Origin of the sequence: Tepidimonas charontis (assembly GCF_007556685.1) — a bacterium.
Lineage (GTDB): Bacteria > Pseudomonadota > Gammaproteobacteria > Burkholderiales > Burkholderiaceae_C > Tepidimonas > Tepidimonas charontis.
The window spans coordinates 24,533-48,318 of record NZ_VJON01000013.1; the positions used below are offsets into that span (position 1 = coordinate 24,533).

The 23,786-nt window shown below is 65.9% G+C and carries 23 protein-coding genes and 1 tRNA gene; 7 read left to right on the top strand and 17 right to left on the bottom strand.

From position 1 onward, the window contains the following. Positions 1–15: 15 nt before the first annotated feature. Positions 16–1,410 (bottom strand): oxygen-independent coproporphyrinogen III oxidase, encoded by a 1,395-nt coding sequence (gene hemN / locus Tchar_RS05505; protein WP_144328072.1) that lies wholly within the window; start codon positions 1,408–1,410, stop codon positions 16–18. 154 nt (positions 1,411–1,564) lie between these two features. Between hemN and fnr the strand changes: the two genes are divergently transcribed. Further along, positions 1,565–2,323 carry a fumarate/nitrate reduction transcriptional regulator Fnr gene (fnr, locus tag Tchar_RS05510; RefSeq protein ID WP_144328073.1) on the top strand — a complete coding sequence of 253 codons (759 nt, stop codon included), beginning with the start codon at positions 1,565–1,567 and terminating at the stop codon, positions 2,321–2,323. Between the two features lie 6 nt (positions 2,324–2,329). On the opposite strand, the gene Tchar_RS05515 is transcribed toward fnr, so the two are convergent. The 9 genes from Tchar_RS05515 to Tchar_RS05555 all read right to left on the bottom strand — a co-directional run bounded on the left by Tchar_RS05515 (position 2,330) and on the right by Tchar_RS05555 (position 10,460). Then, complete coding sequence (locus Tchar_RS05515) at positions 2,330–2,665, bottom strand: hypothetical protein (protein WP_144328074.1); 336 nt, start codon at positions 2,663–2,665, stop codon at positions 2,330–2,332. 45 nt (positions 2,666–2,710) lie between these two features. Then, complete coding sequence (locus Tchar_RS05520; protein ID WP_144328075.1) at positions 2,711–3,022, bottom strand: hypothetical protein; 312 nt, start codon at positions 3,020–3,022, stop codon at positions 2,711–2,713. A gap of 53 nt (positions 3,023–3,075) precedes the next feature. After that, complete coding sequence (gene ccoG, locus Tchar_RS05525; RefSeq protein ID WP_144328076.1) at positions 3,076–4,500, bottom strand: cytochrome c oxidase accessory protein CcoG; 1,425 nt, start codon at positions 4,498–4,500, stop codon at positions 3,076–3,078. Positions 4,501–4,562: 62 nt separating this feature from the next. After that, positions 4,563–5,468: a cytochrome-c oxidase, cbb3-type subunit III gene (gene ccoP, locus Tchar_RS05530; protein ID WP_144328077.1), complete on the bottom strand. Its 906-nt coding sequence runs from the start codon at positions 5,466–5,468 to the stop codon at positions 4,563–4,565. Between the two features lie 26 nt (positions 5,469–5,494). Beyond that, a complete protein-coding gene (locus Tchar_RS05535; protein WP_144328078.1) occupies positions 5,495–5,632 on the bottom strand; it encodes a cbb3-type cytochrome oxidase subunit 3 in 138 nt (45 codons plus the stop codon). A gap of 24 nt (positions 5,633–5,656) precedes the next feature. Next, positions 5,657–6,355, bottom strand: a complete 699-nt coding sequence (gene ccoO, locus Tchar_RS05540) for a cytochrome-c oxidase, cbb3-type subunit II (protein WP_144328079.1) — start codon at positions 6,353–6,355, stop codon at positions 5,657–5,659. A gap of 18 nt (positions 6,356–6,373) precedes the next feature. Then, complete coding sequence (gene ccoN, locus Tchar_RS05545; RefSeq protein WP_144328080.1) at positions 6,374–7,813, bottom strand: cytochrome-c oxidase, cbb3-type subunit I; 1,440 nt, start codon at positions 7,811–7,813, stop codon at positions 6,374–6,376. 71 nt (positions 7,814–7,884) lie between these two features. Beyond that, on the bottom strand, positions 7,885–8,022 hold the full coding sequence (gene ccoS / locus Tchar_RS05550; protein WP_144328081.1) for a cbb3-type cytochrome oxidase assembly protein CcoS: 138 nt from the start codon (positions 8,020–8,022) through the stop codon (positions 7,885–7,887). Positions 8,023–8,039: 17 nt separating this feature from the next. Next, on the bottom strand, positions 8,040–10,460 hold the full coding sequence (locus Tchar_RS05555; RefSeq protein WP_144328082.1) for a heavy metal translocating P-type ATPase: 2,421 nt from the start codon (positions 10,458–10,460) through the stop codon (positions 8,040–8,042). Between the two features lie 147 nt (positions 10,461–10,607). Here Tchar_RS05555 and Tchar_RS05560 point away from each other — a divergent pair, with 147 nt between their 5' ends. Beyond that, positions 10,608–11,051, top strand: a complete 444-nt coding sequence (locus tag Tchar_RS05560; RefSeq protein WP_144328083.1) for a universal stress protein — start codon at positions 10,608–10,610, stop codon at positions 11,049–11,051. 158 nt (positions 11,052–11,209) lie between these two features. Here the strand turns inward: Tchar_RS05560 and Tchar_RS05565 are convergent, their stop codons facing one another. Together Tchar_RS05565 and lgt are read right to left on the bottom strand one after the other, a co-directional pair. Continuing rightward, positions 11,210–12,772: a malonate--CoA ligase gene (locus tag Tchar_RS05565; RefSeq protein ID WP_144328084.1), complete on the bottom strand. Its 1,563-nt coding sequence runs from the start codon at positions 12,770–12,772 to the stop codon at positions 11,210–11,212. Between the two features lie 4 nt (positions 12,773–12,776). Further along, the gene (gene lgt / locus Tchar_RS05570) at positions 12,777–13,586 is read right to left on the bottom strand and encodes a prolipoprotein diacylglyceryl transferase (protein ID WP_144328085.1); all 810 of its coding nucleotides are present in this window, start codon (positions 13,584–13,586) and stop codon (positions 12,777–12,779) included. 99 nt (positions 13,587–13,685) lie between these two features. Between lgt and Tchar_RS05575 the strand changes: the two genes are divergently transcribed. Then, on the top strand, positions 13,686–13,931 hold the full coding sequence (locus Tchar_RS05575) for a hypothetical protein (RefSeq protein ID WP_144328086.1): 246 nt from the start codon (positions 13,686–13,688) through the stop codon (positions 13,929–13,931). Between the two features lie 10 nt (positions 13,932–13,941). Here Tchar_RS05575 and ilvD read toward each other — a convergent pair whose 3' ends face one another. Beyond that, positions 13,942–15,816, bottom strand: a complete 1,875-nt coding sequence (ilvD, locus tag Tchar_RS05580; RefSeq protein WP_144328087.1) for a dihydroxy-acid dehydratase — start codon at positions 15,814–15,816, stop codon at positions 13,942–13,944. A gap of 256 nt (positions 15,817–16,072) precedes the next feature. Next, positions 16,073–16,312, bottom strand: coding sequence for a TIGR04438 family Trp-rich protein (locus Tchar_RS05585; protein WP_144328088.1), 240 nt, complete (start codon positions 16,310–16,312; stop codon positions 16,073–16,075). Positions 16,313–16,532: 220 nt separating this feature from the next. On the opposite strand from Tchar_RS05585, the gene Tchar_RS05590 reads away from it, so the two are divergent. Then, positions 16,533–16,838, top strand: coding sequence for a c-type cytochrome (locus tag Tchar_RS05590; RefSeq protein ID WP_144328089.1), 306 nt, complete (start codon positions 16,533–16,535; stop codon positions 16,836–16,838). Positions 16,839–17,023: 185 nt separating this feature from the next. On the opposite strand, the gene acs is transcribed toward Tchar_RS05590, so the two are convergent. After that, on the bottom strand, positions 17,024–19,018 hold the full coding sequence (gene acs / locus Tchar_RS05595; RefSeq protein ID WP_144328090.1) for an acetate--CoA ligase: 1,995 nt from the start codon (positions 19,016–19,018) through the stop codon (positions 17,024–17,026). Positions 19,019–19,159: 141 nt separating this feature from the next. Between acs and Tchar_RS05600 the strand changes: the two genes are divergently transcribed. After that, on the top strand, positions 19,160–19,759 hold the full coding sequence (locus tag Tchar_RS05600; protein WP_144328091.1) for a YqhA family protein: 600 nt from the start codon (positions 19,160–19,162) through the stop codon (positions 19,757–19,759). A 33-nt stretch (positions 19,760–19,792) separates the two neighbouring features. Continuing rightward, positions 19,793–21,343, top strand: a complete 1,551-nt coding sequence (locus tag Tchar_RS05605; RefSeq protein WP_144328092.1) for a fumarate hydratase — start codon at positions 19,793–19,795, stop codon at positions 21,341–21,343. Positions 21,344–21,408: 65 nt separating this feature from the next. Here Tchar_RS05605 and Tchar_RS05610 read toward each other — a convergent pair whose 3' ends face one another. Continuing rightward, entirely contained in the window at positions 21,409–22,026 is a 618-nt protein-coding gene (locus Tchar_RS05610) for a DUF6806 family protein (protein WP_144328093.1), read from the bottom strand. 96 nt (positions 22,027–22,122) lie between these two features. On the opposite strand from Tchar_RS05610, the gene Tchar_RS05615 reads away from it, so the two are divergent. After that, positions 22,123–22,207: transfer RNA gene (locus Tchar_RS05615), tRNA-Leu, on the top strand. A 153-nt stretch (positions 22,208–22,360) separates the two neighbouring features. Here the strand turns inward: Tchar_RS05615 and Tchar_RS05620 are convergent. Then, a complete protein-coding gene (locus tag Tchar_RS05620) occupies positions 22,361–23,743 on the bottom strand; it encodes an RsmB/NOP family class I SAM-dependent RNA methyltransferase (protein WP_144328094.1) in 1,383 nt (460 codons plus the stop codon). Between the last annotated feature and the right edge of the window lie 43 nt (positions 23,744–23,786).

Genomic DNA, 23,786 nt, shown 5'->3' on the forward strand with positions numbered 1-23,786 from the left:
CATCGGGCAACGCCCTCAAATGATCTTGGAAAACCGCGCCCGATCCTGATCGACCTGCAAGTAGCGGTCGAACACCATGGCGATGGCACGCACCAGATACCAGCCGGTGGGCGTCACTTCCAGGTGTGTATCGTCGATGCGCACCAGCCCCACCGCCTCCAACTCCCGCAGCGCTTCCAGCTCACGCGCGAAGTAGCGGCGAAAGTCGATCAGATGGGCCAGGTTGATGGATTCGAAATCCACCAGCCCTTGACACATGATGGCCATGATGACACTGCGTCGCAGCGCGTCGTCGCGCGTCAACGCCAGCCCCCGCACGATGGGCAGCCGCCCTTGGTCGAGCGCGTCGTAATACTCCTCCAGCGTCTTGGCATTCTGGCTGTAGGTGGCACCAATGCGCCCGATCGCCGACACGCCCAGTGCAATCAAATCGCAGTCGGGCTGGGTACTGTAGCCTTGGAAATTGCGATGCAGCCGACCCTGCCGCTTGGCCACCGCCAGCGCGTCGTTGGGCAGCGCGAAGTGGTCCATCCCCACATAGACGTAGCCTGCGGCGCTCAAGTGATCCAACGACAGCGACAGCATCGCCAGCTTGTCGGCGGCGCTGGGCAAATCGGCGGCATGGATACGCCGCTGCGGCTTGAAACGCGCCGGCAGGTGGGCATAGGCATACAGCGCCAGCCGGTCGGGGCGCAGGCGCTCGATCTGCTGCAGTGTGCGGCGGAACGACTCGGGCGTTTGCTGCGGCAGCCCGTAAATCAGGTCCACGTTGATCGATTCGAAGCCCAGCGCGCGCGCGGCGGCCACCAACTCGAACACCTGCTCGGCCGGCTGAATGCGGTGCACCGCTTTCTGCACCGCTGGGTCGAAATCCTGCACCCCGAAACTGAGTCGATTGAAACCCAAGCGCTGCAGATGCGCCAGCCGCTCGGCCGTGACCGTGCGCGGATCGACCTCGATCGAGTACTCGCCCCCGGGGACGAACTCGAAATGGCGGCGCAGCATGGCCAACACGTCTTCGAGCTCGGCGTCGCTCAAAAAGGTGGGGGTGCCACCGCCCAGGTGCAGCTGGCTGACGCGATGCCCGCGGCCAACATGCTCGGTTTGTAGCTCCAGCTCGCGCCCCAGATAACGCAAATACTCCGCTGCCGTGTCGTGGTGTTTGGTGATGACCTTGTTGCAGGCACAGTAGTAGCACAGCGAGGCGCAAAACGGGATGTGCACGTACACCGACAGCGGCAACGCCATCGAGCCGGCGCGGCGCTGCTGCAGCGCCTGGATGTAGTCACGCTCCGTGAAGGCCTCGACGAAGCGGTCGGCCGTCGGATACGAGGTATAACGCGGGCCGGGCACGTCGAACCGACGCAGCAAGGATTCATCGATGACGTGTTTCACGACGGCAGACTCCATGGAAGCCGTATTGTGCCCCATGGGGCGGGAAGACCTCTTGACGTGAGTCAAACGCCCTGTGCTTCGGCGTGCGCCCCACCCTGGCCACCACAAACCCTGCAGGGCCTGTGGGCGCTGAGACGCATCCCGCGCGCGGGCTTGTTATGATCGACGCATGGCAAATCCCCTTCAGCCCGTTGCCGGCGCAGCGCTCGACCCCGCCACCGTGCGGGTGGCCTGCTCGAATTGCAATCTGCGCGAGCTGTGTCTGCCGGTGGGGCTGAGCGCCGACGAGATGCAGCGTCTCGATCACCTCATCGCCACGCGGCGTCGGGTGCGCCGCGGCGCCACGCTGTTTTCGGCGGGTGACCCGTTTACCTCGCTGTACGCCGTGCGTTCCGGGTTTTTCAAAACCACGGTCACGACGGCTGACGGGCGCGACCAGGTCACGGGCTTTCAAATGGCTGGGGAAATTCTGGGCCTGGATGGCATCGTGCAAGACAAGCACTCGTGCTCGGCGGTGGCACTGGAAGACGCCGAAGTGTGCATCCTGCCGTTTGACCAGCTGGAGACTTTGTCGCGCGAATTCAGCGCCCTGCAGCATCACGTGCACCGTATCATGAGCCGCGAAATCGTGCGCGACCAAGGTGTCATGCTGTTGCTGGGCAGCATGCGCGCCGAAGAACGCGTCGCCGCTTTTCTGCTCAATCTGGTGCAACGCTTGCACGCCCGCGGCTTTTCGCGCTCAGAGATGATCCTGCGCATGACGCGCGAGGAAATCGGCAGCTACCTGGGGATGAAGCTGGAGACCGTCAGCCGCACCTTCTCGCGCTTTCAGGACGAAGGCATCATCGAGGTCAAGCAGCGCTACGTGCGCATCTTGGCGCCGCAGGCTCTGGAGGCCATCGTCAACCAGGCCGACACCCAACTGTAGCGCAGCTCAGGCGCAGCCGCCGCAACCCGGTCGCGCTCCACCATCGGTGACGGACGGCGCTTGGTTGCGCACGCAGTCGGCGGGGCGTTGATCGGGCGGCACCGGACAGCGGTTGATCTCCCACGGTGACATCGACAGCAGCGTGGTCAGCGCGCTGGAAGCCATCGTCAACCCCCAGAACACGAAAAACGCCAGCGTGTAGACCGCCTGCCGCGACCAGCCCAGCCGCTCGCCGGCCCAGTGGAGTTCGGCGGGATCGACGAATGCGAACACCACCATTTCCAACACTGCCGCCATCAAAAAAGCGGGCCAGGCGATCCACATCAGGCGTTGGGCCAACATCGTCCTTTGCTCCTCTGTCGTTCGGTGTGGCCCATCCCAGGCCACTCAGTCTTTCTGCGTATCGTCTTTGGGTAGCGTGGGCGAGACCACATGATTGCGCGCCACGCCAGCCGGCAGCACCGCCTTTTCGGCCTGCAACCGCTCGGCCTCAGACAACCCCTCCAACGGCGCTGCCACGCGCGCCGGCGCTGCCTCGCGCGGCAATACCGTATCGGCGTTGCGCACCGCGATGGTGACGGTAACGATGGAGGCGATCACGACCACCAACGGACCGCCGATCACGAGCCACAGGTAGGGCTCGCGGTACCAGGGGCGCGCTGGCGCGGGCGTGGGCGCACGGGTCGTCATTGTTTGCATAGTGTATGCCCTCGTGGGTATATCGTCATCCCGGGACTATCCCTAGCCTCGCCTCAGCGTGGCACCAGGAAGGTGGTTTTTTCGCGCACCGCGATGCTGCCGTCGGTGCTGCGGAAGACGAAGACGATCGGATGGGAACCCGACGGTTGTCCGGGCGGCACCTGCACCCGCACCGCCACCGAGCGCACCTCGGTGGGCAGCAGGTGCACACTGCGCTCCGAGGCGACCTCGATACCCGGCAAACCCTCGACCTCCACCAGCACGGTACGCTCGGTCTCGGACGCATTCATGAATTGAATGCGATAGACGTTTTCGATACGCCCCATCTCGACCATGCGCGCCAGCGCGCCGCGGTCGCGAATCACGTCCACCTTCAGCGGCACTCGCAGCCACAAACTCACGCCCAGGGCAGCTACGATCGACAGCAAAATCGCGCTGTAAATCAACACACGAGGTCGGAAAGCGCGTCGAATCATCTGCGCGCGCGTCCAGCCGTTGGCCATGCCATTCTGGGTGGAGTATTTGACAAGCCCGCGTGGATAACCCATCTTGTCCATCACTTCGTCGCAGACGTCGGCGCAGGCGCCGCAGCCAATGCACTCATACTGCAGGCCGTTGCGGATATCGATACCCGTGGGACACACCTGCACGCACAGCGTGCAATCGATGCAGTCGCCCAAGCCCAGCGCCTTCGGGTCGGCCGAGCGTTTACGCGCACCACGCGGCTCGCCGCGCCGGCTATCGTAGGTCACGATCATCGTGTCCTTGTCGAACATGGCGCTTTGAAAGCGCGCATACGGACACATGTATTTGCACACCTGCTCGCGCATGTAGCCCGCGTTGCCGTAGGTGGCAAATCCGTAGAAGAAAATCCAGAAGGTCTGCCACGGACCCAAATCCCAGCTCAGTACCGCCTGGCCCAGCTGCTGGATGGGCGTGAAATAACCAGCGAAGGTGAAGCCCGTCCACAGACCAAACAGTATCCAGACGAGTTGCTTACCCCCTTTGCGCAACAGCTTGTTCAGGTTCCACGGAGACTGGTCGAGCCGCATGCGCGCGGAGCGGTCACCCTCGAACAGCTTTTCGAACCAGAGGTAGATTTCGGTATAGACGGTTTGCGGACAGGCGTAACCGCACCACAACCGGCCGGCAATCGCCGTGAACAAGAACAGTGACAGCGCCGATACGACCAAAATACCCGTCAGGTAGATGAAGTCCTGCGGGTACAGCACCAAACCAAACAGGTAAAAGCGCCGCGCTTCCAGGTCGAACAGCACCGCCTGGCGCCCGTTCCAGCTCAGCCACGGCAACCCGTAGAACACCAGCTGCGTCAGCCACACGAAGACCCAGCGCCACTTCGCGAACACCCCGCTGACTGCGCGCGGATAAATTTTTTTGCGCGCCGCGTACAGCGAAATCTCGACTTCCTCGTCGGTCGGCACGCGCGGAGAAGATGACGACGTGGCTTGGGTACTCATGGTAGTATTTGAGAAAAGTCAAAAAAGGGCCCGGCAAGCGCCGGGCCCTCGAGACCGTGGCCTCAATTTGCGTTCGACAGCTTCCAGACGTAGCTGGTCAAGACGTGGATTTGGGGCTCGGTGAGCAGCGCATTTTGCGCTGGCATCACGTTGTTGAAACCTTGATTGATGGCGCGGATGATGGCCTCCTCGCCCCAGCCATGCAACCAGACCTGATCGGTGAGGTTCGGCGCGCCGGTGGCGTGCATGCCCTTGCCGTCGGCACCGTGGCAGGCGGCACAGGCCCCCCATTTGGCCGCGCCCTGGGCGGCGCGCACGCTGTCGTGCGGGCTGCCCGACAAGCTCAGTACATAGTGCGCCAGATTGCGCACGTCTTCCGCGTTGCCTACGGCAGCCGCCATCGGCGGCATCACGCCCATGCGACCTTGGGCAATGCTCTGGTGAATGTAGGCCGGCGAGCCATCACCGCCCAACCAGTCGGCATCGGTCAGGTTCGGGAACCCCTTGCTGCCGCGCGCATCCGACCCGTGGCACTGGGCGCAGTAATTCATGTACAGACGCTCGCCCACCGCCATCGCTTGGGCGTCCTTGGCCAGATCCTTCGGATCCATGCCTTGGAACTTGGCGTACAGCGGCTCAACCTTGGCCAGCGCCCGGGCGCGCTCGGCCGCCCACTGGTCGTGCGAGGTCCAATTCAAGGCGCCGCCCATCTTGCCGAACATTGGGTACAGCGCGCCGTAGGCCAGCGCGAACACGACGGTGATGATGAACAGGTACACCCACCAGCGCGGCAGCGGGTTGTTCATCTCGCGCAGGTCGCCGTCCCAGACGTGGCCGGTGGTGTTGTCGGCCGCCGGCATCACGCGCGTCTTGCCGCTGGCCCACAGGAAGAAGGCGCAGGCCAGAATACTGATCAGCGTGATGCCGCCGACATAAACATGCCAGAAATCACTGGTGAAATCGCTCATGATGTTGCTCCTGGTCGGTGGGGCGTTCAATCACTCTGGAACGGCAGGCGGGCGGCCTCATCGAAGCGCGCTTTGTTCTTGCGCGACCACGCCCACACCCAGATGCCGACGAAGGTCACCAAGCTGACGACGGTGACGATGACGCGCAGGTCGTTGATGTCCATGGTGCAAGCCCCTCCGCACTGGTTTTATTGGGCGGCCGAGGCCGGGGTTTGAACGCTGACGCCCTGCTGGGCCGTCTGGCCCTGCTGGGCCAACTTGTCCCACGAGCGCGCGGTACCCAGGCCTTGCAGGTAAGCGATCAAGGCCTCCAATTCGGTCTTGCCCTTGACCTCCTCGGCCGCCTTGGCGATTTCCTCGTCGGTGTACGGCACCCCCAGCTTGCGCAGGGCACGCATCTTGCCGGGCAGGCTGTCGGCATCGACCTCACGCCGCTCCAGCCATGGATACGCCGGCATGTTCGACTCCGGCACCAGGTCGCGCGGGTTGATCAGGTGGATGCGGTGCCACTCGTCGGAGTAGCGGCCACCGACGCGCGCCAGGTCGGGCCCGGTGCGCTTCGATCCCCACTGGAACGGGTGGTCATAGACGAACTCACCCGCCACCGAGTATGGGCCGTAGCGCAGCGTCTCGGCGTGGAAGGGACGCACCATCTGCGAGTGACAGACGTAGCAGCCTTCCCGGATGTAAATATCGCGCCCGGCGAGTTGCAGCGCCGGATAGGGTTTGACGCCCTCGATGGGCTTGGTGGTGGAGTGCTGGAAGAACAGCGGCACGATCTCGACCAGACCGCCCACCGCCACCACCAGGGTGATGAGGACGATCATCAGGAAGTTGTTGGTCTCGATACGCTCGTGACCGCTGGGCTTGTGTTCGGTATGGGCCATGATGGGTTCTCCTCAGGCTCAGGCGTGCGTGGGCGCGGGGATGGGCACCGGCGTGACCTTGCCTTGGGTGGCGGTCTTCCAGACATTCCAGGCCATGACGAACATACCACCCAGGTACAGCAGACCACCGAGCAGACGAATCACGTAGAACGGATAGGTGGCTTTGACCGATTCGACGAAGGTGTAGGTCAGCGACCCGTCGGGGTTGACCGCACGCCACATCAGACCCTGCATCACGCCGGCAATCCACATCGCGGCAATGTAGAGCACGATGCCAACGGTCGAAATCCAAAAGTGCAGCTCGATCGCCTTGATGCTGTACATCTTGGTTTGACCGAACAGACGCGGGATCAGGTAGTACAGCGAACCCATCGTGACCAGGCCCACCCAGCCCAACGCGCCGGAGTGCACATGGCCAATGGTCCAGTCGGTGTAGTGGCTCAACGCATTGACGGTCTTGATCGACATCATCGGCCCTTCGAACGTGGACATGCCGTAGAAGGACAGCGAGACGATCAGGAAGCGCAGGATCGGGTCGTCACGCAACTTGTGCCAGGCGCCCGACAGCGTCATGATGCCGTTGATCATGCCGCCCCACGACGGCGCCAGCAGGATCAGCGAGAACACCATGCCCAGCGATTGCGCCCAGTCAGGCAGCGCGGTGTAGTGCAGGTGGTGCGGGCCAGCCCACATGTAGGTAAAGATCAGGGCCCAGAAGTGGACGATGGACAGCCGGTAGGAGTACACCGGGCGCTCGGCCTGCTTCGGGATGAAGTAGTACATCATCCCCAGGAAGCCCGCGGTGAGGAAAAAGCCCACCGCGTTGTGCCCGTACCACCACTGCACCATGGCGTCTTGCACCCCGGCATAGACCGAGTAGGAGTGCGTCAGACTGGTGGGGATCTGGATGTTGTTGACGATGTGCAGCATCGCCACGGCGATGATGAAGGCGCCGTAGAACCAGTTGGCCACATAGATGTGCCGCACTTTGCGGGTGCCCACCGTGCCGAAGAACACGATGGCGAACGCCACCCACACCACGGCCACCAGAATGTCGATCGGCCAGATCAGTTCGGCGTATTCACGGCCCTGGGTGTAGCCCAGCGGATAGGTGATCGCCGCCAGCACGATGACGGCCTGCCAGCCCCAGAACGTGAACGAGGCCAGTGCCGGCGCAAACAATTGCGTCTGACAGGTACGCTGCACCACGTAATAGGCGGTGGCAAACAGCCCCGAGCCACCAAAGGCGAAAATGACCGCGCTGGTGTGCAGCGGCCGCAAGCGGCTGTAGGTCAGGTACTCGATGCCGAAGTTGAGCTCCGGCCAGGCAAGCTGGGCCGCGATGATGACGCCGACCAGAAAGCCGACGATGCCCCAGACCACGGTCATGATGGCAAATTGCCGCACGACCTTGTCGTTGTAGACCCCCGCCGTGGAGGCCGTAGCGGTTGCTGACATGGGAACACTCCTGTTGTGAAAACACCCCGTCACAGTATCCGACAGGCGGCGCCCGACGCCCTTGACATACATCAATCCTGCCGCAGGATGCGTTCGCCCTCGCGCTCGATGTTGTCGAACTGGCCCGACTGCAAGGCCCACCAAAACAGGCCGATGATGAGTAGCACCAGCACCACGGACAGCGGGATGAGCAAGTAGAGGATTTCCATCGCAGCGACCTCACGGTTCAGACGGTTGATTCGGGCACCGGCGTGGACGCTGCCGACACCGCGGGCAGCGCCGAGGCGGTTTCGGCAGCGTCGGGCAGGCGCGACAGGCGCATGGCATTGCCGATGACGAGCAGCGAACTGGCCGCCATGCCCAGCCCCGCGGCCCACGGCGGCATCCAGCCCAGCAGGGCCAGCGGCACCGAGACGGCGTTGTAGCCCGCGGCCCACGCCAGGTTCTGGCGCACCACGCGCAGCGTGGCGCGGGCGTGCTCCAGCACCGCCACCACGTCGGACAGGCGCGCGCTCTGCACCACGAAATCGGCGCGCGTCTGCGTCAGCGGCGCCCCGTGGCCCAGCGCAAACGACACGTCGGCACGCGCCAGCACCGGCGCGTCGTTCATGCCGTCGCCCACCATCGCCACGCGGTGGCCCTCGGCCTGCCAGCGCTGCACGGCCACGAGCTTGTCCTCGGGACTGGCACCGGCGATGACGTGCTCGATACCCAAGGGGCGCGCCACCCGCTGCGCCGCACCCAGTCGGTCGCCCGACAGCAGCCACACCTGCACGCCGAGCGCGCGCAGACGCTGCACGGCGGCACGGGCGTCGGCACGCACGCCCTCGTCGAGCACGAAGGTGGCCACCCAACCGGCTTCGTCGGCCAGATAGGCGCAGGGCATATCCGGCACGCTGCGGCCAGCCGCCGCCAACGCGCGCTCATCCAGTCCACAGTGCGCCGCCGACCCCAGACGCCACGTCTGGCCCTGCGGGTCGCGCGCCGTCAATCCGCGGCCAGGCGACTCTTGCACTACCCACGGGGCCTCCACCGCCCCCGCTCGCGCCACGATGGCGCGCGACACCGGGTGCAGCGAGGCCTGCGCCATGCGCGCCGCCACCTGCAGCGCGCGTGCCGCATCCCAGCCGGGACGGGTGTGCACCTCGTGGACGACCACGCGGTCTTGGGTGAGCGTGCCGGTTTTGTCGAACACCACCGTATCGACCGCCGCCAACGCCTCGAAGGCTTGCAAGCGGCGCGTCAGCACGCCGCGCTGCGCCAGGGCGCCGGCTGCTGCCAGCATGGCTGCCGGCGTGGCCAGCGACAGCGCGCACGGGCAGGTGACGATGAGCACCGCCACCGCCGTGGCCACCGCGCGGTGTGGGTCGACCGACCACCACCCCCAAGCCGACAGCGCAGCGGCCAGCAGCACCAAGCCCAAGAACGGCGCGGCGACGCGGTCGGCCAGCCGCGCCAGGCGCGGACGCTCGGTGCTGGCCTGCTCCATCAAAGCCACGATCTGTCCGAACCGCGTCTCGCGCCCGAGCCGATCGATGCGCACCCGCACGGTGCCAGCGACGTTGTAGCTGCCGGCGACCACGCTGTCGCCCTGGCGCCGCGTCACCGGGTGCGACTCACCCGTCAATAAGGCCTCATCCACCGTGGCGGCGTCGCTAAGCACGGTGGCATCACCCGGAAAGGCTTGCCCGGCTTCGATGCGCACCACATCGCCGATCTGCAGCCGTTTGAGCGAGACACGCTCCAGCGTACCGTCGGGGCGCTCGCGTTGCACCTGCTCGGGCAGGCGGTTCATCAGGGCATCCAAGGCACCCGCCGTGCGGTCGCGCAACCGGAACTCCAGGTATCGGCCGCCCAGCAGGAAGAATACGAACATCGTCAGCGAATCGAACCAGACATCCGAACCCCATGGTCCGCCGGGCTCGAACGTGGCCAGGCTGCTGACGACGAAGGTAACCAGAATGCCGATCGACACCGGCACGTCCATGCCGATGCGGCCCTGCCGCAGGTCGCGCCAGGCACTGGTGAAAAACGGTCCGCTGGCAAACAGCATCACGGGCAGACTCAGCACCCACGAGGCCCAACGCAACAATTGCACGATGTCGGGGGGGATTTGCCCCGGGGTGGTGACATACTCGGGCCAGGTGTACATCATCACCTGCATCATGCAAAAACCGGCCACGAACAGGCGCCACAGGGCTTGGCGGGTTTCTTGCACGCGGGCACTGACGGCCAGGGCGTGGCGCATCGGCAGCAGACGGTAGCCGGCACGCCCCACCGCGCGCGCCAGCTCCGACAGGCGAACGCGCGCCGGGTCCCAGCGCAACACCAGACGCCGGGTGGCGGCGTGCACCTGTGCTTCCAGCACGCCGGGCTGGGCGGCCAACGCGGCCTCCACCGCGTCGGCACAGGCGGCGCAGTACATTCCCTGCACCATCAACACCGACTCCTGCACGGGCGCTGCGGGTCCGTCCACCGTCTGGGTGAAGTCGCGCTGCTCCAGCGGGTCATCGAGCACGCTGAAGTCGTCGTCCACCGTCAGCGGACCGCGGTGTGGGCCCCACGGCGCGGCCACGTCGTTGGTGTCCGCGCGCCGGGCTGACTCAGCCGCGCTGACACCGGGGGACGACACGTATTTTTCGGCCATCGTGTAACCGTAACCGATTCCAACCGATGAAGGCTTGACCTAGGTCAAGTGCCACGGCCAGTGGAGTGATAGTCTGACGGTCTGACGGGGCCGGGTCGCGTCGTGGGCACTGGCCACACACCGCACCCATCCGTGGAGGGATTATCGATGTATCAGCGCATTCTGGTGGCCACCGACGGTTCGCCGTTGTCCGAGCGCGCCGTCGAGCATGCCTTGGCCCTGGCCGACCTCACGGGCGCCGAGGTGGTGGCGCTGCGCGTGGTACCACGCTACCCGCAAACCTTTTACGAAGGCGGCATCGCGCCGGGCACCGATGAGGTTCGGCGTATCGAGCAGCAATGGGCGGACGAAGCCCGGCAAACCGTACAGGCCGTCAAAACACTCGGCCAACAGCGTCAGGTCAAGGTCAAGCCGTTGACGGTGAAGTCCGACCTGATCGCCGAGGCCATCGTGGCGGCGGCCAAGCGCCACAAATGCGACCTGATCGTGATGGCCTCGCACGGACGGCGCGGGCTCAAGCGCCTGTTGCTGGGCAGCGAGACGCAACAGGTGCTCACGCACGCCCACGTCCCGGTGTTGGTGCTGCGCTAAACGATGCGTGTCTTTCGCGCGCATCGTCCGCAGCCGGGGCTGTCGCCTGCATACAGGGCGCGGTGAATAGGGGGCACTGAACGGCCCCTGGAGTGAGCGCGACGGGGGAACGTCGGGGGCCCAGCGACGGCGACACAGACCGCCACCGCGGCCCAGACTCAGGCGGCGGACAGATCCATGCCGCGCCAACGCTCGCGCAGCAGGTTTTTCTGCACCTTGCCCATGGCATTGCGTGGCAGCTCGTCCACCAGCACACAGCGCTTGGGGATTTTGTAGCCGGCCAGCCGCCCGCGCAGGGCGGCCAACAGCGCATCGGGGTCGAGCGTGGCGCCGGGCTGCGCAATCACCAGCGCCAAGCCGACTTCGCCCCACTCGGGGTGCGGCACGCCGATGACCGCGCTCTCCGCGACGCCGGGGAGTTCGTTGATCGCCCCTTCGACTTCGGCCGGATAGACGTTGTAGCCGCCGCTGATCAGGACGTCTTTGCTGCGCCCGACCAAGGTCAGGTAGCCGCGCGCGTCGATGAAGCCGACGTCGCCAGTGCGAAACCAGCCGTCGGCGGTGAAGTCCTCGGCCGTTTTCTCCGGCATACGCCAGTAGCCTTGAAAGACGCTGGGGCCGCGCACCTGCACGCCGCCGACTTCGCCCGTGGGCAGGGGGCGATCCTGGGCGTCGGCAATGCGCACCTCCACCCCCGGCAGCGGGAACCCCACGGTGCCGCCGCGCCGCTCGCTTTGGCCGCCAAAGCGATCGTCCGGCCCATACGGGTTGGAGGTGAGCATGATCGTCTCGCTCATGCCGTAGCGCTCCAAGATGGTGTGTCCCGTGCGCTGCTGCCAGGCGCGAAAGGTCTCGATGAGCAGCGGCGCCGACCCCGAGATGAACAGGCGCATGTGCGCGCAGCGCTCGGGGGTGAGGTCGGATTCGCTCAACAGCCGGGTGTAGAGCGTCGGCACGCCCATGAAGACGGTGGCGCGCGGCAGCCAGTCAAGCACGAGGCGGGGATCGAATTTGGCCGCCCACAGCATGGGGCTGCCGTTGAGCAAGGCCCCATGCACTGCCACGAACAGCCCATGTACGTGAAAGATCGGCAGCACGTGGATCAAGACGTCCTGGGGCTGCCAGCCCCAGTAGGTCCGCAGCGTCTGCGCGTTGGCCAGCAGGTTGCCGTGCGTCAGCATCGCGCCTTTGCTGCGGCCGGTGGTGCCGCTGGTGTAAATGATGGAGGCCAACGCATCTCGCCCCACGGGCACGGGGGTCTGGGTATCCGCTCGGTGGGCGGCGCGCTCCAGCAGGGTTCCCTGCCGGTCGGGGCCAAGCGTGTACACCGCCTGCGCACCGGCGCGAAAGGCCAGCTTGCTCACCCAGCCGAAGCGATCGGGCGTGCAGACCACGGCCGCCGGCTCGGCGTTATCGATGAAATAGGCGACCTCGGCGGGTTGGTAGGCGGTATTGAGCGGCACGTACACCAGCCCGGCGCGCAGCGCGGCCAGGTACAGCATCAAGGCTTCCACCGACTTGTCCACCTGCGCCACCAACCGTGCGCCGGGCACGAGCCCACGGCCGATCAGCTCGTTGGCGAGCATCGCACTGCCGCGATCGAGGTCGCGCCAGGTATAGACGAAGCCAGTGTCGGTCTCGATGGCCCAGGCGTCCAGCGCTGCGGGGAAGGCCGCGCGCAGTGCGTCGTACAGATTGGCGGTCGAAGCGGTGTCGGTCATGGTCTCACTCCTGGGGGCGGTTCGACGTCTGCCGCCACGCCCAGCCCCACAGCGCCAGGCCAGCGACGATCAGTGGCATGCTCAGCCATTGGCCCATGCTCAGATTCAGCGCCAGCAGCCCCAAGTGCGCATCCGGCTCGCGGAAAAACTCCGCCACGAAGCGAAACACCCCGTAGCCAACCAGGAAAGCCGCCGACACCTCCCCGATGCGGCGCGGCCGACGCGCAAACAGCCACAGCAGCACGAACAACGTCAGCCCCTCCAGCAGCGCCTGGTACAACTGCGATGGATGACGTGGCAGCGGCCCAGCGGCGGGAAACACCATCGCCCACGGCAACGAGGGGTCGGCCACGCGGCCCCACAGCTCGCCGTTGATGAAGTTGCCGATGCGCCCGGCGGCCAGCCCCGCCGGCACGCATGGGGCCACGAAATCCATCACCTGCAACCACGGGCGCCGTTGGCGCCGTGCCCACAGCCACATGGCCACCAGCACCCCCAACAGGCCGCCGTGAAAGCTCATGCCGCCTTCCCAGACGGCCAACACGCGCCAGGGTTGCCCCAGGTAGGTCAGGGGTTGGTAGAACAGCACGTAGCCCAAGCGGCCGCCCACGATCACGCCCAGCACGCCCCAAAAGAGCATGTCCTCGACGTCACGCGGCTGCCAGCCCAGCCTCCGGTAGGGCTCGTGACGCAAGCGACGCTGTCCGAGCCACCAAAACAACGCGAACCCAACCAGATACATCAAGCCGTACCAATGCACGGCCAGTGGCCCGACGCGCAGCGCCACGGGGTCGAAACCCGGGTGCATCAGCATGGCGCCCCCTCCATGAGCCGGGCTTGCCAGACCACAGCACCTTCACGGACAATACACATCATTGTCATCATTTCAACCCCGACCCATCAAGAGGCCACCGTGAACGAGTTCGTCGAGCGCCGTCAACATCTGGGCATCCGCGCCATTTTCGAACGTGCTTATACGTTGGCCGCGCCGTTTTTGGACCCGCAGCAGGGCATTGGCGGGCAAGCCTTGGTCCACCACGTCCCCCTCGTGTTGCGCGAGCATTTTCCCTATCTGTCGCGCGAAGAGATCTTGGTGTTGGTGCCGGCGTTGCAAACAGCGTGGCGGCTGCGCAACCGGCGCACCGCCATCGTCGATTGAGGTGCCGCCCTCACGCACCGCCTTGCCGGGACCCAAGCGACCCCAAATCACGCACCGCGCCCTGATCGGCGGAGGTGGCCAGCAGCGCATAGGCCTTCAATGCCGACGACACCTGGCGTGGGCGCGGCGCCGCCGGCTGCCAGCCGCGCGCGTCTTGTTCGGCGCGGCGGCGCGCCAATTCGGCTTCGCCCACCAGCAGCTCGATGCGCCGGTTCGGAATGTCGATGCGGATGCGGTCGCCATCGCGCACCAGGCCGATCGGACCACCCGCTGCGGCCTCGGGCGAAACATGTCCGATCGACAGGCCCGAGGTGCCGCCGGAGAAGCGCCCATCGGTGAGCAGCGCACAGACCTTGCCCAGCCCCTTGGATTTCAGGTAGGACGTCGGATACAGCATTTCCTGCATACCGGGGCCGCCACGCGGCCCCTCGTAGCGCACCACCACCACCTCGCCTGGCTGCACCCGGTCGCCCAGGATGTGCGCCACCGCTTCCTCCTGCGATTCGACCACGTGTGCCGGGCCTTCGAACACCAAAATGCTTTCATCGACCCCGGCCGTTTTGACCACGCAGCCGTTGGGCGCCAGGTTGCCGGTGAGCACCGCCAGGCCGCCGTCACGCGAGTAGGCGTGCTCGACGCTGCGGATACAACCCGCGCGACGGTCGGTGTCCAGTGACGGCCAGCGCGTGGCCTGGCTGAAGGGCGTCTGGGTGGGAATGCCCGCCGGGCCGGCGCGGTAGAAGGTCTGCACCGCCTCGGAGGGCTGGCGCATGATGTCCCAGGCGTCCAGCGCGTCCTTCAGGGTCGGGCTGTGTACCGTGGGCACATCGGTGTGCAGCAAGCCGGCGCGGTCGAGCTCACCCAAAATGCCCATGATGCCGCCGGCACGGTGCACGTCCTCGATGTGGTATCGGTTGGTGTTCGGTGCCACCTTGCACAACTGCGGGATGCGGCGCGACAGGCGGTCGATGTCGGCCATCGTGAAGGGAATTGCGGCCTCTTTGGCCACGGCCAACAGGTGCAAGATGGTGTTGGTGGAGCCACCCATCGCGATGTCCAGCGCCATCGCGTTTTCGAAGGCTTTGAAGCCGACGGCGCGGGGCAGCACGCGATCGTCACCCTGCTCGTAGTAGCGCCGCGCCAGCTCGACGATGAGGCGCCCGGCGCGTTTGAACAGCTGCTCGCGGTCGGCATGCGTGGCCAGCAACGTGCCGTTGCCCGGCAGGCTCAGGCCGAGCGCTTCGGTCAGGCAGTTCATCGAGTTGGCGGTGAACATACCCGAGCACGACCCACAGGTTGGGCAGGCCGAGCGCTCGACTTCGGCCACGGTGGCATCGTCGACCGTGGGGTCGGCCGCCATCACCATGGCGTCCACCAGATCGAGCTTCTTGATCTGTACCGCCTGCTCACCCGGCACCGCCAGCCGCACCTTGCCCGCCTCCATCGGCCCGCCGGAGACGAACACGACCGGGATGTTGAGGCGCATCGCGGCCATCAACATGCCTGGCGTGATCTTGTCGCAGTTGGAAATGCACACCAGCGCATCGGCGCAGTGGGCATTGACCATGTACTCGACGCTGTCGGCGATGAGCTCGCGGCTGGGCAGCGAGTACAGCATGCCGTCGTGCCCCATGGCGATGCCATCATCCACCGCGATGGTGTTGAACTCCTTGGCCACGCCGCCGGCGGCCTCGATCTCGCGCGCCACGAGTTGCCCCAGATCCTTCAAGTGCACATGGCCCGGCACGAACTGGGTAAACGAGTTAGCCACGGCGATGATGGGCTTGTCGAAATCGCCGTCTTTCATGCCGGTGGCGCGCCAGAGCGCGCGCGCGCCGGCCATGTTGCGGCCCTGGGTGGTAGTGCGGGAACGATAGGTAGGCATGATGAGCAGCAGATCGACCAAAGAAACGCGGGAAGACGATGCACGGCGAGGGGCGCACAGATGGGACACCCGCCGCTGCCAGTCGGCGCGCGGGACGGCACACGCGCCGCGTTCGGGCGGCGCACCCCGCTATGGGGTACGCACGCGCACGATTGTGCCAGCAACGACATCCGCCGCCACGGCCGCGTGATGGAAACACGACGCCCCGCTGTCACCCAGCCGCGCCGGCTGGGGGGCGATGGCTGGCGGCCTTACTTCAAACCCGAGAGGGCGGCAGCCGCAACGCACGCCGCGCCTTGGCCTCGCGTTTGGCCTTGCGGGCCGCCTCTTTCTCCATCGCCTTGCGTTGGGTGTAGCCCGACCAGTCCGCCCACCACCACCAAAGCACGGCCGCGCCGAATGGCGCCGCCACCCAGCCCCAATCCAGCCCCGCGACCGGCTCGACGCCGCCCCATTTGAGGGCCAGCAGAACCACGCCCACCAGCAAAAAGGCCATCTTCACGCCTCCTGCGCAGCGACAGGGCACGCGGCCAGCGGACGCGCAGACGCCCTCGCATCCGGGACGCTCACCCCACGTGTCGCGCGGTCTCGCCGCACGCACCTGTCTGTATCGATTGCAACAAGCTGTAAGCGACCATTGTGCCCGCAATCGACGGTCTTTTATAATCCCGCTCGACGATGCGTCGTTTTCTCTCATTTACCAGGAGGCTCACACGATGAAACGCGTTCTTCTCACCATGGCGGCGCTGGCTGTCGTCAGCGGCCCCGCGTTGGCCGACGAAGCCTTGGCCAAGGCGAAAAATTGCACGGCCTGCCATGCGGTGGACAAAAAGCTCGTCGGCCCGGCGTACAAGGATATCGCCAAGAAGTACGCCGGTGATGCCAAGGCGGCCGACATGCTGGCCACCAAGATTCAAAAGGGCAGCTCGGGCGTGTGGGGCGCCGTTCCGATGCCGGCCAACCCGCAGGTCAGCGACGCAGAGGCGAACAAGCTGGCGGCGTGGGTGCTGAGCCTGAAGTAAGGCCACGCCGGCTCAACACAAAAACCACGCCTGTCGGCGTGGTTTTTTTGCGCCTCGCAGGCCGAGTGCTGCGCAGCAACGGGCCGTGTGGGCGCTGAGCCAGGAGCGCCCCCTGACTCGGTGGGTGCGCTCGGCACAACGGAGCCCGCGCACGGGTGGGCTCCAGGGCCGGGTCGCGGCGCTCGTTAGTTGTTGCGGGCAAGCTGCTCGAGGATGTGTGGGTTTTCCAGCGTCGAGATATCCTGCGTGATGGCCTCGCCCTTGGCGATGGCGCGCAGCAGGCGGCGCATGATCTTGCCCGAGCGCGTCTTGGGCAGGTTTTCGCCAAAGCGGATTTCTTTCGGCTTGGCGATGGGGCCGATTTCCTTGGCCACCCAGTTGCGCAGCTCGTTGGCAATCGCCTTAGCCTCGTCGCCCTGCGGCAGCGGACGCTTGAGCACCACGAAGGCGACGATAGCCTCGCCGGTGAGCTCGTCCGGCCGCCCCACCACGGCGGCTTCGGCCACCAGATCGGTCTTGGCCACCAGGGCCGACTCGATCTCCATCGTGCCCATGCGGTGGCCGGAGACGTTGAGCACATCGTCGATGCGCCCGGTGATACGGAAGTAGCCCCGATCTTCGGAGCGCACCGCGCCGTCACCCGCCAGGTAGTAGCCCTTGAGCTCCTCGGGGAAGTAGCTCTTCTTGAAGCGCTGCGGATCGCCCCAAATGGTGCGGATCATCGACGGCCAGGGCTTCTTGATGACCAGGATCCCGCCCTGGCCATTGGGCATGTCGTTGCCCTGCTCGTCCACGATGGCGGCGAAGATGCCCGGCAGCGGCAGCGTGCAGGAGCCGGGCACCAGCGGCGTGGCGCCGGGCAGCGGGGTGATCATGTGCCCGCCGGTCTCGGTCTGCCAGAAGGTGTCGACGATCGGGCAGCGCTCACCGCCGACGTGCTTGTAGTACCACATCCAGGCTTCGGGGTTGATCGGCTCGCCCACCGAGCCCAGGATACGCAGCGTCGACAGATTCCAGTTTTTCGGATGGACCCGCTCGTCGGTGTCGGAGGCTTTGATCAGCGAGCGAATGGCCGTGGGCGCGGTGTAGAAGATGGTACAGCCGTGCTTTTCGATCATCTGCCAGAAGCGCCCGGCGTTCGGGTAGGTGGGCACGCCCTCGAAGACGATTTGCGTGGCGCCGGCCGCCAATGGCCCGTAGGCCACGTAGGTGTGGCCGGTGATCCAGCCGATGTCGGCGGTGCACCAAAAGACATCGCTGTCCTTCAGGTCGAAGGTCCACAGCATGGTCTGCTTGGCCCACAGCAGATAGCCGCCGGTGCTGTGCTGCACGCCCTTGGGCTTGCCGGTGGAGCCGGAGGTGTACAGAATGAACAGCGGATGCTCGGCACCGACCATTTCGGGCGCGCATTCGGTGGACTGCCCCGCCAGCAGCTCGTGCATCCAGACGTCACGCCCGGCCACCATGTTGCAGGCGCTGCCGGTGCGCTGGAACACCACCACGTTTCGCACCGACTCACAGCCGCCCAGGCCGATGGCCTCATCGACGATGGCCTTCAGCGGCAGCTCCTTGCCGCCGCGCATCTGGAAGTTGGCGGTGATGACGACCACCGCCCCGGCATCCTGGATGCGGTCCTTCAGGGCGCCAGCCGAAAAGCCGCCGAACACCACGCTGTGGGTGGCGCCGATGCGCGCGCACGCCTGCATGGCCACGATGCCCTCGATCGTCATCGGCATGTAGATGACGACGCGGTCGCCTTTTTTGACGCCGAGCGACTTCAGCGCATTGGCGAACTGGCTCACGCGCGCCAGCAGCTCTTTGTAGGTGACGCGGGTGACGGCACCGTCGTCGGCCTCGAAGATGATGGCGGTCTTGTTTTCGACCGGGGTGCCAAGGTGCCGGTCCAGACAGTTGTACGAGGCGTTGAGCTCGCCGTCGGCGAACCACTTGTAGAACGGTTTGTTCGACTCGTCCAGCACCTGGGTGAAGGGCTTGTGCCACACCAGCAGCTCACGCGCGCGGCGGGCCCAGAACCCTTCGAAATCTTGCTCGGCCTCGGCACACAGGGCGTGGTAGGCCTGCATGCCGGACACACGCGCCTGGGCCACCAGCGCCGGGTTGGGTTCGAAAACGCGGTTTTCCACCAGCATGGACGCGATGGCAGCGGACGGTTCAGCCATGTTCAGGTCTCCTCAGGACAAGATAAACGATAAACGGATCTAGGACAGCCAAACACTGTGCAGGCAACGTCTGACAAGGGTCTTACGGGAGACGACTCTACAATTCGCAGGCTGTCCGTCACCGATTGATCGCTGCCTGCCATGTCGACCATCCACAAACCCATTGCTCCGCTGCCCAAACTGATCTTTGCCAGCCGCTGGCTGCAGCTGCCACTGTACATCGGGCTGATCGTGGCGCAAGCGGTCTATGTCTACCACTTCTGGGTCGAGCTGGTGCATCTGATCGAAGCGGCGTTTGGCAACACCGCCGCGTTGGACAAGCTGGTGACAAGCATCGGCTACGTGCCGGACAAGCCGCTCGATGGCCTGAATGAGACCATCATCATGCTGGTGGTGTTGGCGCTGATCGATGTGGTGATGATCAGCAACCTGCTCATCATGGTCATCGTCGGCGGCTACGAGACCTTCGTCAGCCGTCTGCGGCTGGAAGGCCACCCGGACCAGCCCGAGTGGCTCAACCACGTCAACGCCGGTGTGCTCAAGGTCAAGCTGGCCACGGCCATCATCGGCATCAGCTCCATTCACTTGCTCAAAACCTTCATCAATGCGGCCAACTACACCGAGAAGGTGCTGTTGTGGCAAACCGTCATCCACGGCATCTTTTTGTTGAGTGCGCTGGCCATCGCGCTGACCGAGCGCCTGATTCACCACCCCGCAAACGATAAGGCAGACACGCACTGAGGGCCCGACGTCCCGCCACACGGAAAGCCGACCATGACCGCCATTCGCCAGGAAGATCTGATCCAGTCCATCGCCGATGCCTTCCAGTACATCAGCTACTACCATCCGGTGGACTACATCCAAGCGCTGGGCAAGGCCTACGAGCGCGAACAAAGCCCGGCGGCCAAGGATGCCATCGCGCAGATTCTGACCAACTCGCGCCTGAGCGCCGAGGGGCACCGCCCGATCTGCCAGGACACCGGCATCGCCGTGGTGTTTTTGAAAGTGGGCATGAACGTGACCTGGCCCGACGCCACGATGAGCGTGCAGGAGATGGTCAATGAGGGCGTGCGACGCGCTTACACCCACCCCGACAACCCGCTGCGGGCCTCGGTGCTGGCCGACCCGGCCGGCGCGCGCCGCAATACCCGCGACAACACCCCGGCCGTGGTGCACTACGAAATCGTGCCGGGTGACAGCATCGAGGTCATCTGCGCGGCCAAGGGCGGCGGCTCGGAAAACAAGTCCAAGCTGGCGATGCTCAATCCGTCGGACTCTATCGTCGATTGGGTGCTCAAAACCGTGCCGACGATGGGCGCCGGGTGGTGTCCGCCCGGCATTTTGGGCATTGGCATCGGGGGCACACCCGAAAAAGCCATGTTACTGGCCAAAGAGGCGCTGATGGCGCCCGTGGACATCCACACGCTGATCGACAAGAAAGCAGCCGGCGCTGCGCTCACGAGCGTGGAGGCGCTGCGGCTGGAACTGTACGAAAAGGTCAACGCGCTGGGCATCGGCGCGCAGGGCCTGGGCGGTTTGACGACGGTGGTGGACGTCAAGATTCTGGACTACCCGACGCACGCCGCCAGCCTGCCGGTGGCGATGATCCCGAACTGCGCGGCCACGCGCCACGTGCACTTTCACCTGGACGGCAGCGGGCCGGCCCGGCTGGAGCCACCGCGCTTGGAAGACTGGCCCGCCGTGACCTGGACGCCGGATACGAAAAATGCGCGGCGCGTCAACCTGGACACCTTGACCAAGGAGGAAGTGGCCACGTGGCGGGTGGGTGAGAAGCTGTTGCTCAACGGCAAGATGCTCACCGGGCGCGACGCCGCCCACAAGCGCATCGCCGACCTGTTGGCCAAGGGTGAGAAGCTGCCGGTGGACTTCACCAACCGCGTCATCTACTACGTCGGTCCGGTGGACCCGGTGCGCGACGAAGTGGTCGGCCCAGCCGGTCCGACGACGGCCACGCGGATGGACAAGTTCACCCGCATGATGTTGGAGCAGACCGGGCTGATCGCCATGATCGGTAAGTCCGAACGGGGCCCGGTGGCGATCGAGGCGATCCGCGACAACCGCAGCGCCTACCTGATGGCCGTGGGCGGCGCGGCGTATCTGGTCGCCAAAGCGATCAAGGCCGCGCGTGTGGTGGCTTTCGAAGATCTTGGCATGGAGGCCATCTACGAGTTCGAGGTGCGCGACATGCCGGTGACGGTGGCTGTGGATGCCACCGGCACCAGCGTGCACGAAAGCGGTCCGGCCGAGTGGCGCCAGCGCATTGCCAGCGGCGAGTTCAAGGGGATTGCGCTGACCGTGGCGTGATGACCGCCACTCGACCCCGCGCCGGGCGGGGTCGGGGGCGGCTCAGGAGGCAACGAGCCCGCTCTTCAGTGCAAGTGGCGGGGCTTGCGCGGCCCGCCGTGGCCACCGCTGCCACTGCGAGGTGGTTTACCCAGCTGTAGCGAGTTGACCATCGCGTCGAAGCGGCTGGCGAACAGCTGATCGATGGCCTGCACCACGCCGCCCAACTCGGAGGCGTCGAAATGCCGCTCCATCAGTTGCACCACGTCCTGCACCAGTAGGTCGCGCTGCACCTGCATGATGGCCGCTGGCGTCGGCCCGACGAAGCACATGAGAAAATCATCGCGCGCTTCCGCGTCGGGCGGCGCTTCCTCTTCATCGAATTCCAGGTCGTAGAACGAGACTTCGATGGCCGCGCCCGCCGCGGCGATGTCGTTGAGTCCCATGCACGCCTCTTCGATGGCCAGGCGGAAATCGTCGGCCCCTTCGATGGTCCAGCACAGGTGCAGGACATGCTCTTTGGGGTCGAAGCGGATGCCGGGCTCTTCTTCGTAAGCGCTGGCGGCCGCATCGATGAGCGAGCGGGCACCGACGTAGCTCCACAGCGGCCGCAGCGCCTCCTGAATGTGGTGGTAGTCCACGTCGTCGCGCAAAGGAATGTCGCCGTGCACGTGGATCTCGAACGGAGGGTTGTCGTGGCTCATGGTCGGGATCCGTCGCAAAAAGCCGCATTGTACGCGTTGGGGGTAGCGGACGGCAGCGCCCGCGCGCGCCGCCCTATTAGAATGGCCGGCTGCGTTGCGAGTGTGATGGAACCGGTAGACATACAGGACTTAAAATCCTGGGGCGCAAGCCGTGCGGGTTCGAGTCCCGCCACTCGCACCACCGCCGACCTCGCGCCACCACCGACGTCTGGCGGACGTGCAGACCACGCGCAGCAGACGATGCGGGGCGCCGCCAAGGTGCAGACACCACTGCCGCGTGGCAGCGCCGACCGATTCCGACCGACTCCTCCAACCGATGGCACCGCTGCGTGGTTCAACGGCGCTGCCAAGCCACCGCATAAAAGCCATCGGTACCGTGTACGTGCGGCCACAGGCGCAGCGCACCCTGCTCGGTGAGACTGTGTGCGTCAGTCACGCGCGCCTGTGTGAGCAGGGTGCACGCATCCAGCGGTTCGAAGCGGCCGCGGGTGGACTCGGTGAACGCCTGCGCCACGGCCTCGTTTTCTTCGGGCAACAAGCTGCAGGTGGCGTACACGAGCCGTCCGCCGGGGCGCACCAGGCGCGCCGCCGCTTGCAAGATGCGCTGCTGCAGGGCGGCCGCTTGCGCGATGGTGCTCGGATCGTGGCGCCACTTCAGTTCCGGGTGGCGCCGCAGGGTTCCCAAACCGCTGCACGGGGCGTCCACCAGCACCCGGTCGATTTTGCCGGCCAGGCGCTGCAGGCGGGGGTCGCTCTCATCGCTCAAGGCCATCGGGTGGACGTGGGTCAGGCCGGCGCGCTGCACGCGCTCTTGCAGCCGTTGCAGGCGCGCGGCCACCGTATCGAAGGCATACAGTCGTCCGGTGTTGCGCATTTCGGCGCCCAGCGCCAGGGTTTTGCCGCCCGCGCCGGCGCAAAAGTCCACCACCGTCTCGCCGCGGCGCGCGCCCACCAGGGCCGCGATGAGCTGTGAGCCCTCGTCTTGCACCTCCACATGTCCCCAGACCCACGCGGGCTGCGTCTGCAGCGGCGTGCGCGCTGGCAGCCGTATGCCCCAGGGCGCGTAGGGGGTGGCGACGGCCGGCAAACCAGCCGCGCACCATTCGGACAGCACGGCCTCGCGCTTGGCACGCAGGGCGTTGACGCGCAGGTCCAGCGGCGCCGGGGCACGCAGGGCATCGGCCAACGCAGGCAGCGCCTCCCCCACCACGGCGCGCAGACGTTGATACAGCCAATCGGGCAGCCCGAAGCGCACGCCGTCGGGCAGCGGTGCTGCGGCCAGCGCGGCAGCCGCGGCGCGCAGGGCCAGCGCGCGCTGAGCTTGCGGTGCATCGTCGCTGCCCCACACCGGCACGGCGTCGTCGGGCCAGGCCAAGGCCACGATGTCGCCACAGGCGTCGATGTCCTCACGCAGGCGCTGCACGTCCAGCGGCGTCGGTGCATCGCCGCGCACGCGCGCGCGCAGGTGGTGCCAGCGCGGCAAATCGCGCAGGGCGGCAAACAGCGCATCGCCGACGGCGGCGCGCCCGCGCACGCCCAGCCGCTGCGGCCCACGCAGGGCTTGCGCCAGCAAGGCGTCGGGCGGCTGGCGGAAGTGCAGGCTTTGCTGCAACAGCCGCGCGGCCAGCTCCAGCCCCTTGGCCCCTGCCGGTGCGGTGTCACGACCGTGCGGGCGGCCAGCGGGTCCAGCACGGGATGCTCGCGTCGAACGGTTCATGCCGTGGATTGTCCCCGATGGATCGTCGCGCCGCTAGCCGCGG

What these genes read in the sequence shown, in the direction of transcription:
- Tchar_RS05565 (WP_144328084.1), bottom strand. Translation starts at nt 12,772, where the DNA reads ATGACCGACACCGCTTCGACCGCCAATCTGTACGACGCACTGCGCGCG.
- ilvD (WP_144328087.1), bottom strand. Translation starts at nt 15,816, where the DNA reads ATGCCTACCTATCGTTCCCGCACTACCACCCAGGGCCGCAACATGGCC.
- lgt (WP_144328085.1), bottom strand. Translation starts at nt 13,586, where the DNA reads ATGCTGATGCACCCGGGTTTCGACCCCGTGGCGCTGCGCGTCGGGCCA.
- Tchar_RS05590 (WP_144328089.1), top strand. Translation starts at nt 16,533, where the DNA reads ATGAAACGCGTTCTTCTCACCATGGCGGCGCTGGCTGTCGTCAGCGGC.
- Tchar_RS05600 (WP_144328091.1), top strand. Translation starts at nt 19,160, where the DNA reads ATGTCGACCATCCACAAACCCATTGCTCCGCTGCCCAAACTGATCTTT.
- fnr (WP_144328073.1), top strand. Translation starts at nt 1,565, where the DNA reads ATGGCAAATCCCCTTCAGCCCGTTGCCGGCGCAGCGCTCGACCCCGCC.
- ccoN (WP_144328080.1), bottom strand. Translation starts at nt 7,813, where the DNA reads ATGTCAGCAACCGCTACGGCCTCCACGGCGGGGGTCTACAACGACAAG.
- ccoO (WP_144328079.1), bottom strand. Translation starts at nt 6,355, where the DNA reads ATGGCCCATACCGAACACAAGCCCAGCGGTCACGAGCGTATCGAGACC.
- Tchar_RS05535 (WP_144328078.1), bottom strand. Translation starts at nt 5,632, where the DNA reads ATGGACATCAACGACCTGCGCGTCATCGTCACCGTCGTCAGCTTGGTG.
- ccoG (WP_144328076.1), bottom strand. Translation starts at nt 4,500, where the DNA reads ATGAGTACCCAAGCCACGTCGTCATCTTCTCCGCGCGTGCCGACCGAC.
- hemN (WP_144328072.1), bottom strand. Translation starts at nt 1,410, where the DNA reads ATGGAGTCTGCCGTCGTGAAACACGTCATCGATGAATCCTTGCTGCGT.
- Tchar_RS05520 (WP_144328075.1), bottom strand. Translation starts at nt 3,022, where the DNA reads ATGCAAACAATGACGACCCGTGCGCCCACGCCCGCGCCAGCGCGCCCC.
- ccoS (WP_144328081.1), bottom strand. Translation starts at nt 8,022, where the DNA reads ATGGAAATCCTCTACTTGCTCATCCCGCTGTCCGTGGTGCTGGTGCTA.
- ccoP (WP_144328077.1), bottom strand. Translation starts at nt 5,468, where the DNA reads ATGAGCGATTTCACCAGTGATTTCTGGCATGTTTATGTCGGCGGCATC.
- Tchar_RS05515 (WP_144328074.1), bottom strand. Translation starts at nt 2,665, where the DNA reads ATGTTGGCCCAACGCCTGATGTGGATCGCCTGGCCCGCTTTTTTGATG.
- Tchar_RS05605 (WP_144328092.1), top strand. Translation starts at nt 19,793, where the DNA reads ATGACCGCCATTCGCCAGGAAGATCTGATCCAGTCCATCGCCGATGCC.
- Tchar_RS05620 (WP_144328094.1), bottom strand. Translation starts at nt 23,743, where the DNA reads ATGAACCGTTCGACGCGAGCATCCCGTGCTGGACCCGCTGGCCGCCCG.
- Tchar_RS05555 (WP_144328082.1), bottom strand. Translation starts at nt 10,460, where the DNA reads ATGGCCGAAAAATACGTGTCGTCCCCCGGTGTCAGCGCGGCTGAGTCA.
- Tchar_RS05585 (WP_144328088.1), bottom strand. Translation starts at nt 16,312, where the DNA reads ATGGCCTTTTTGCTGGTGGGCGTGGTTCTGCTGGCCCTCAAATGGGGC.
- Tchar_RS05560 (WP_144328083.1), top strand. Translation starts at nt 10,608, where the DNA reads ATGTATCAGCGCATTCTGGTGGCCACCGACGGTTCGCCGTTGTCCGAG.
- acs (WP_144328090.1), bottom strand. Translation starts at nt 19,018, where the DNA reads ATGGCTGAACCGTCCGCTGCCATCGCGTCCATGCTGGTGGAAAACCGC.
- Tchar_RS05610 (WP_144328093.1), bottom strand. Translation starts at nt 22,026, where the DNA reads ATGAGCCACGACAACCCTCCGTTCGAGATCCACGTGCACGGCGACATT.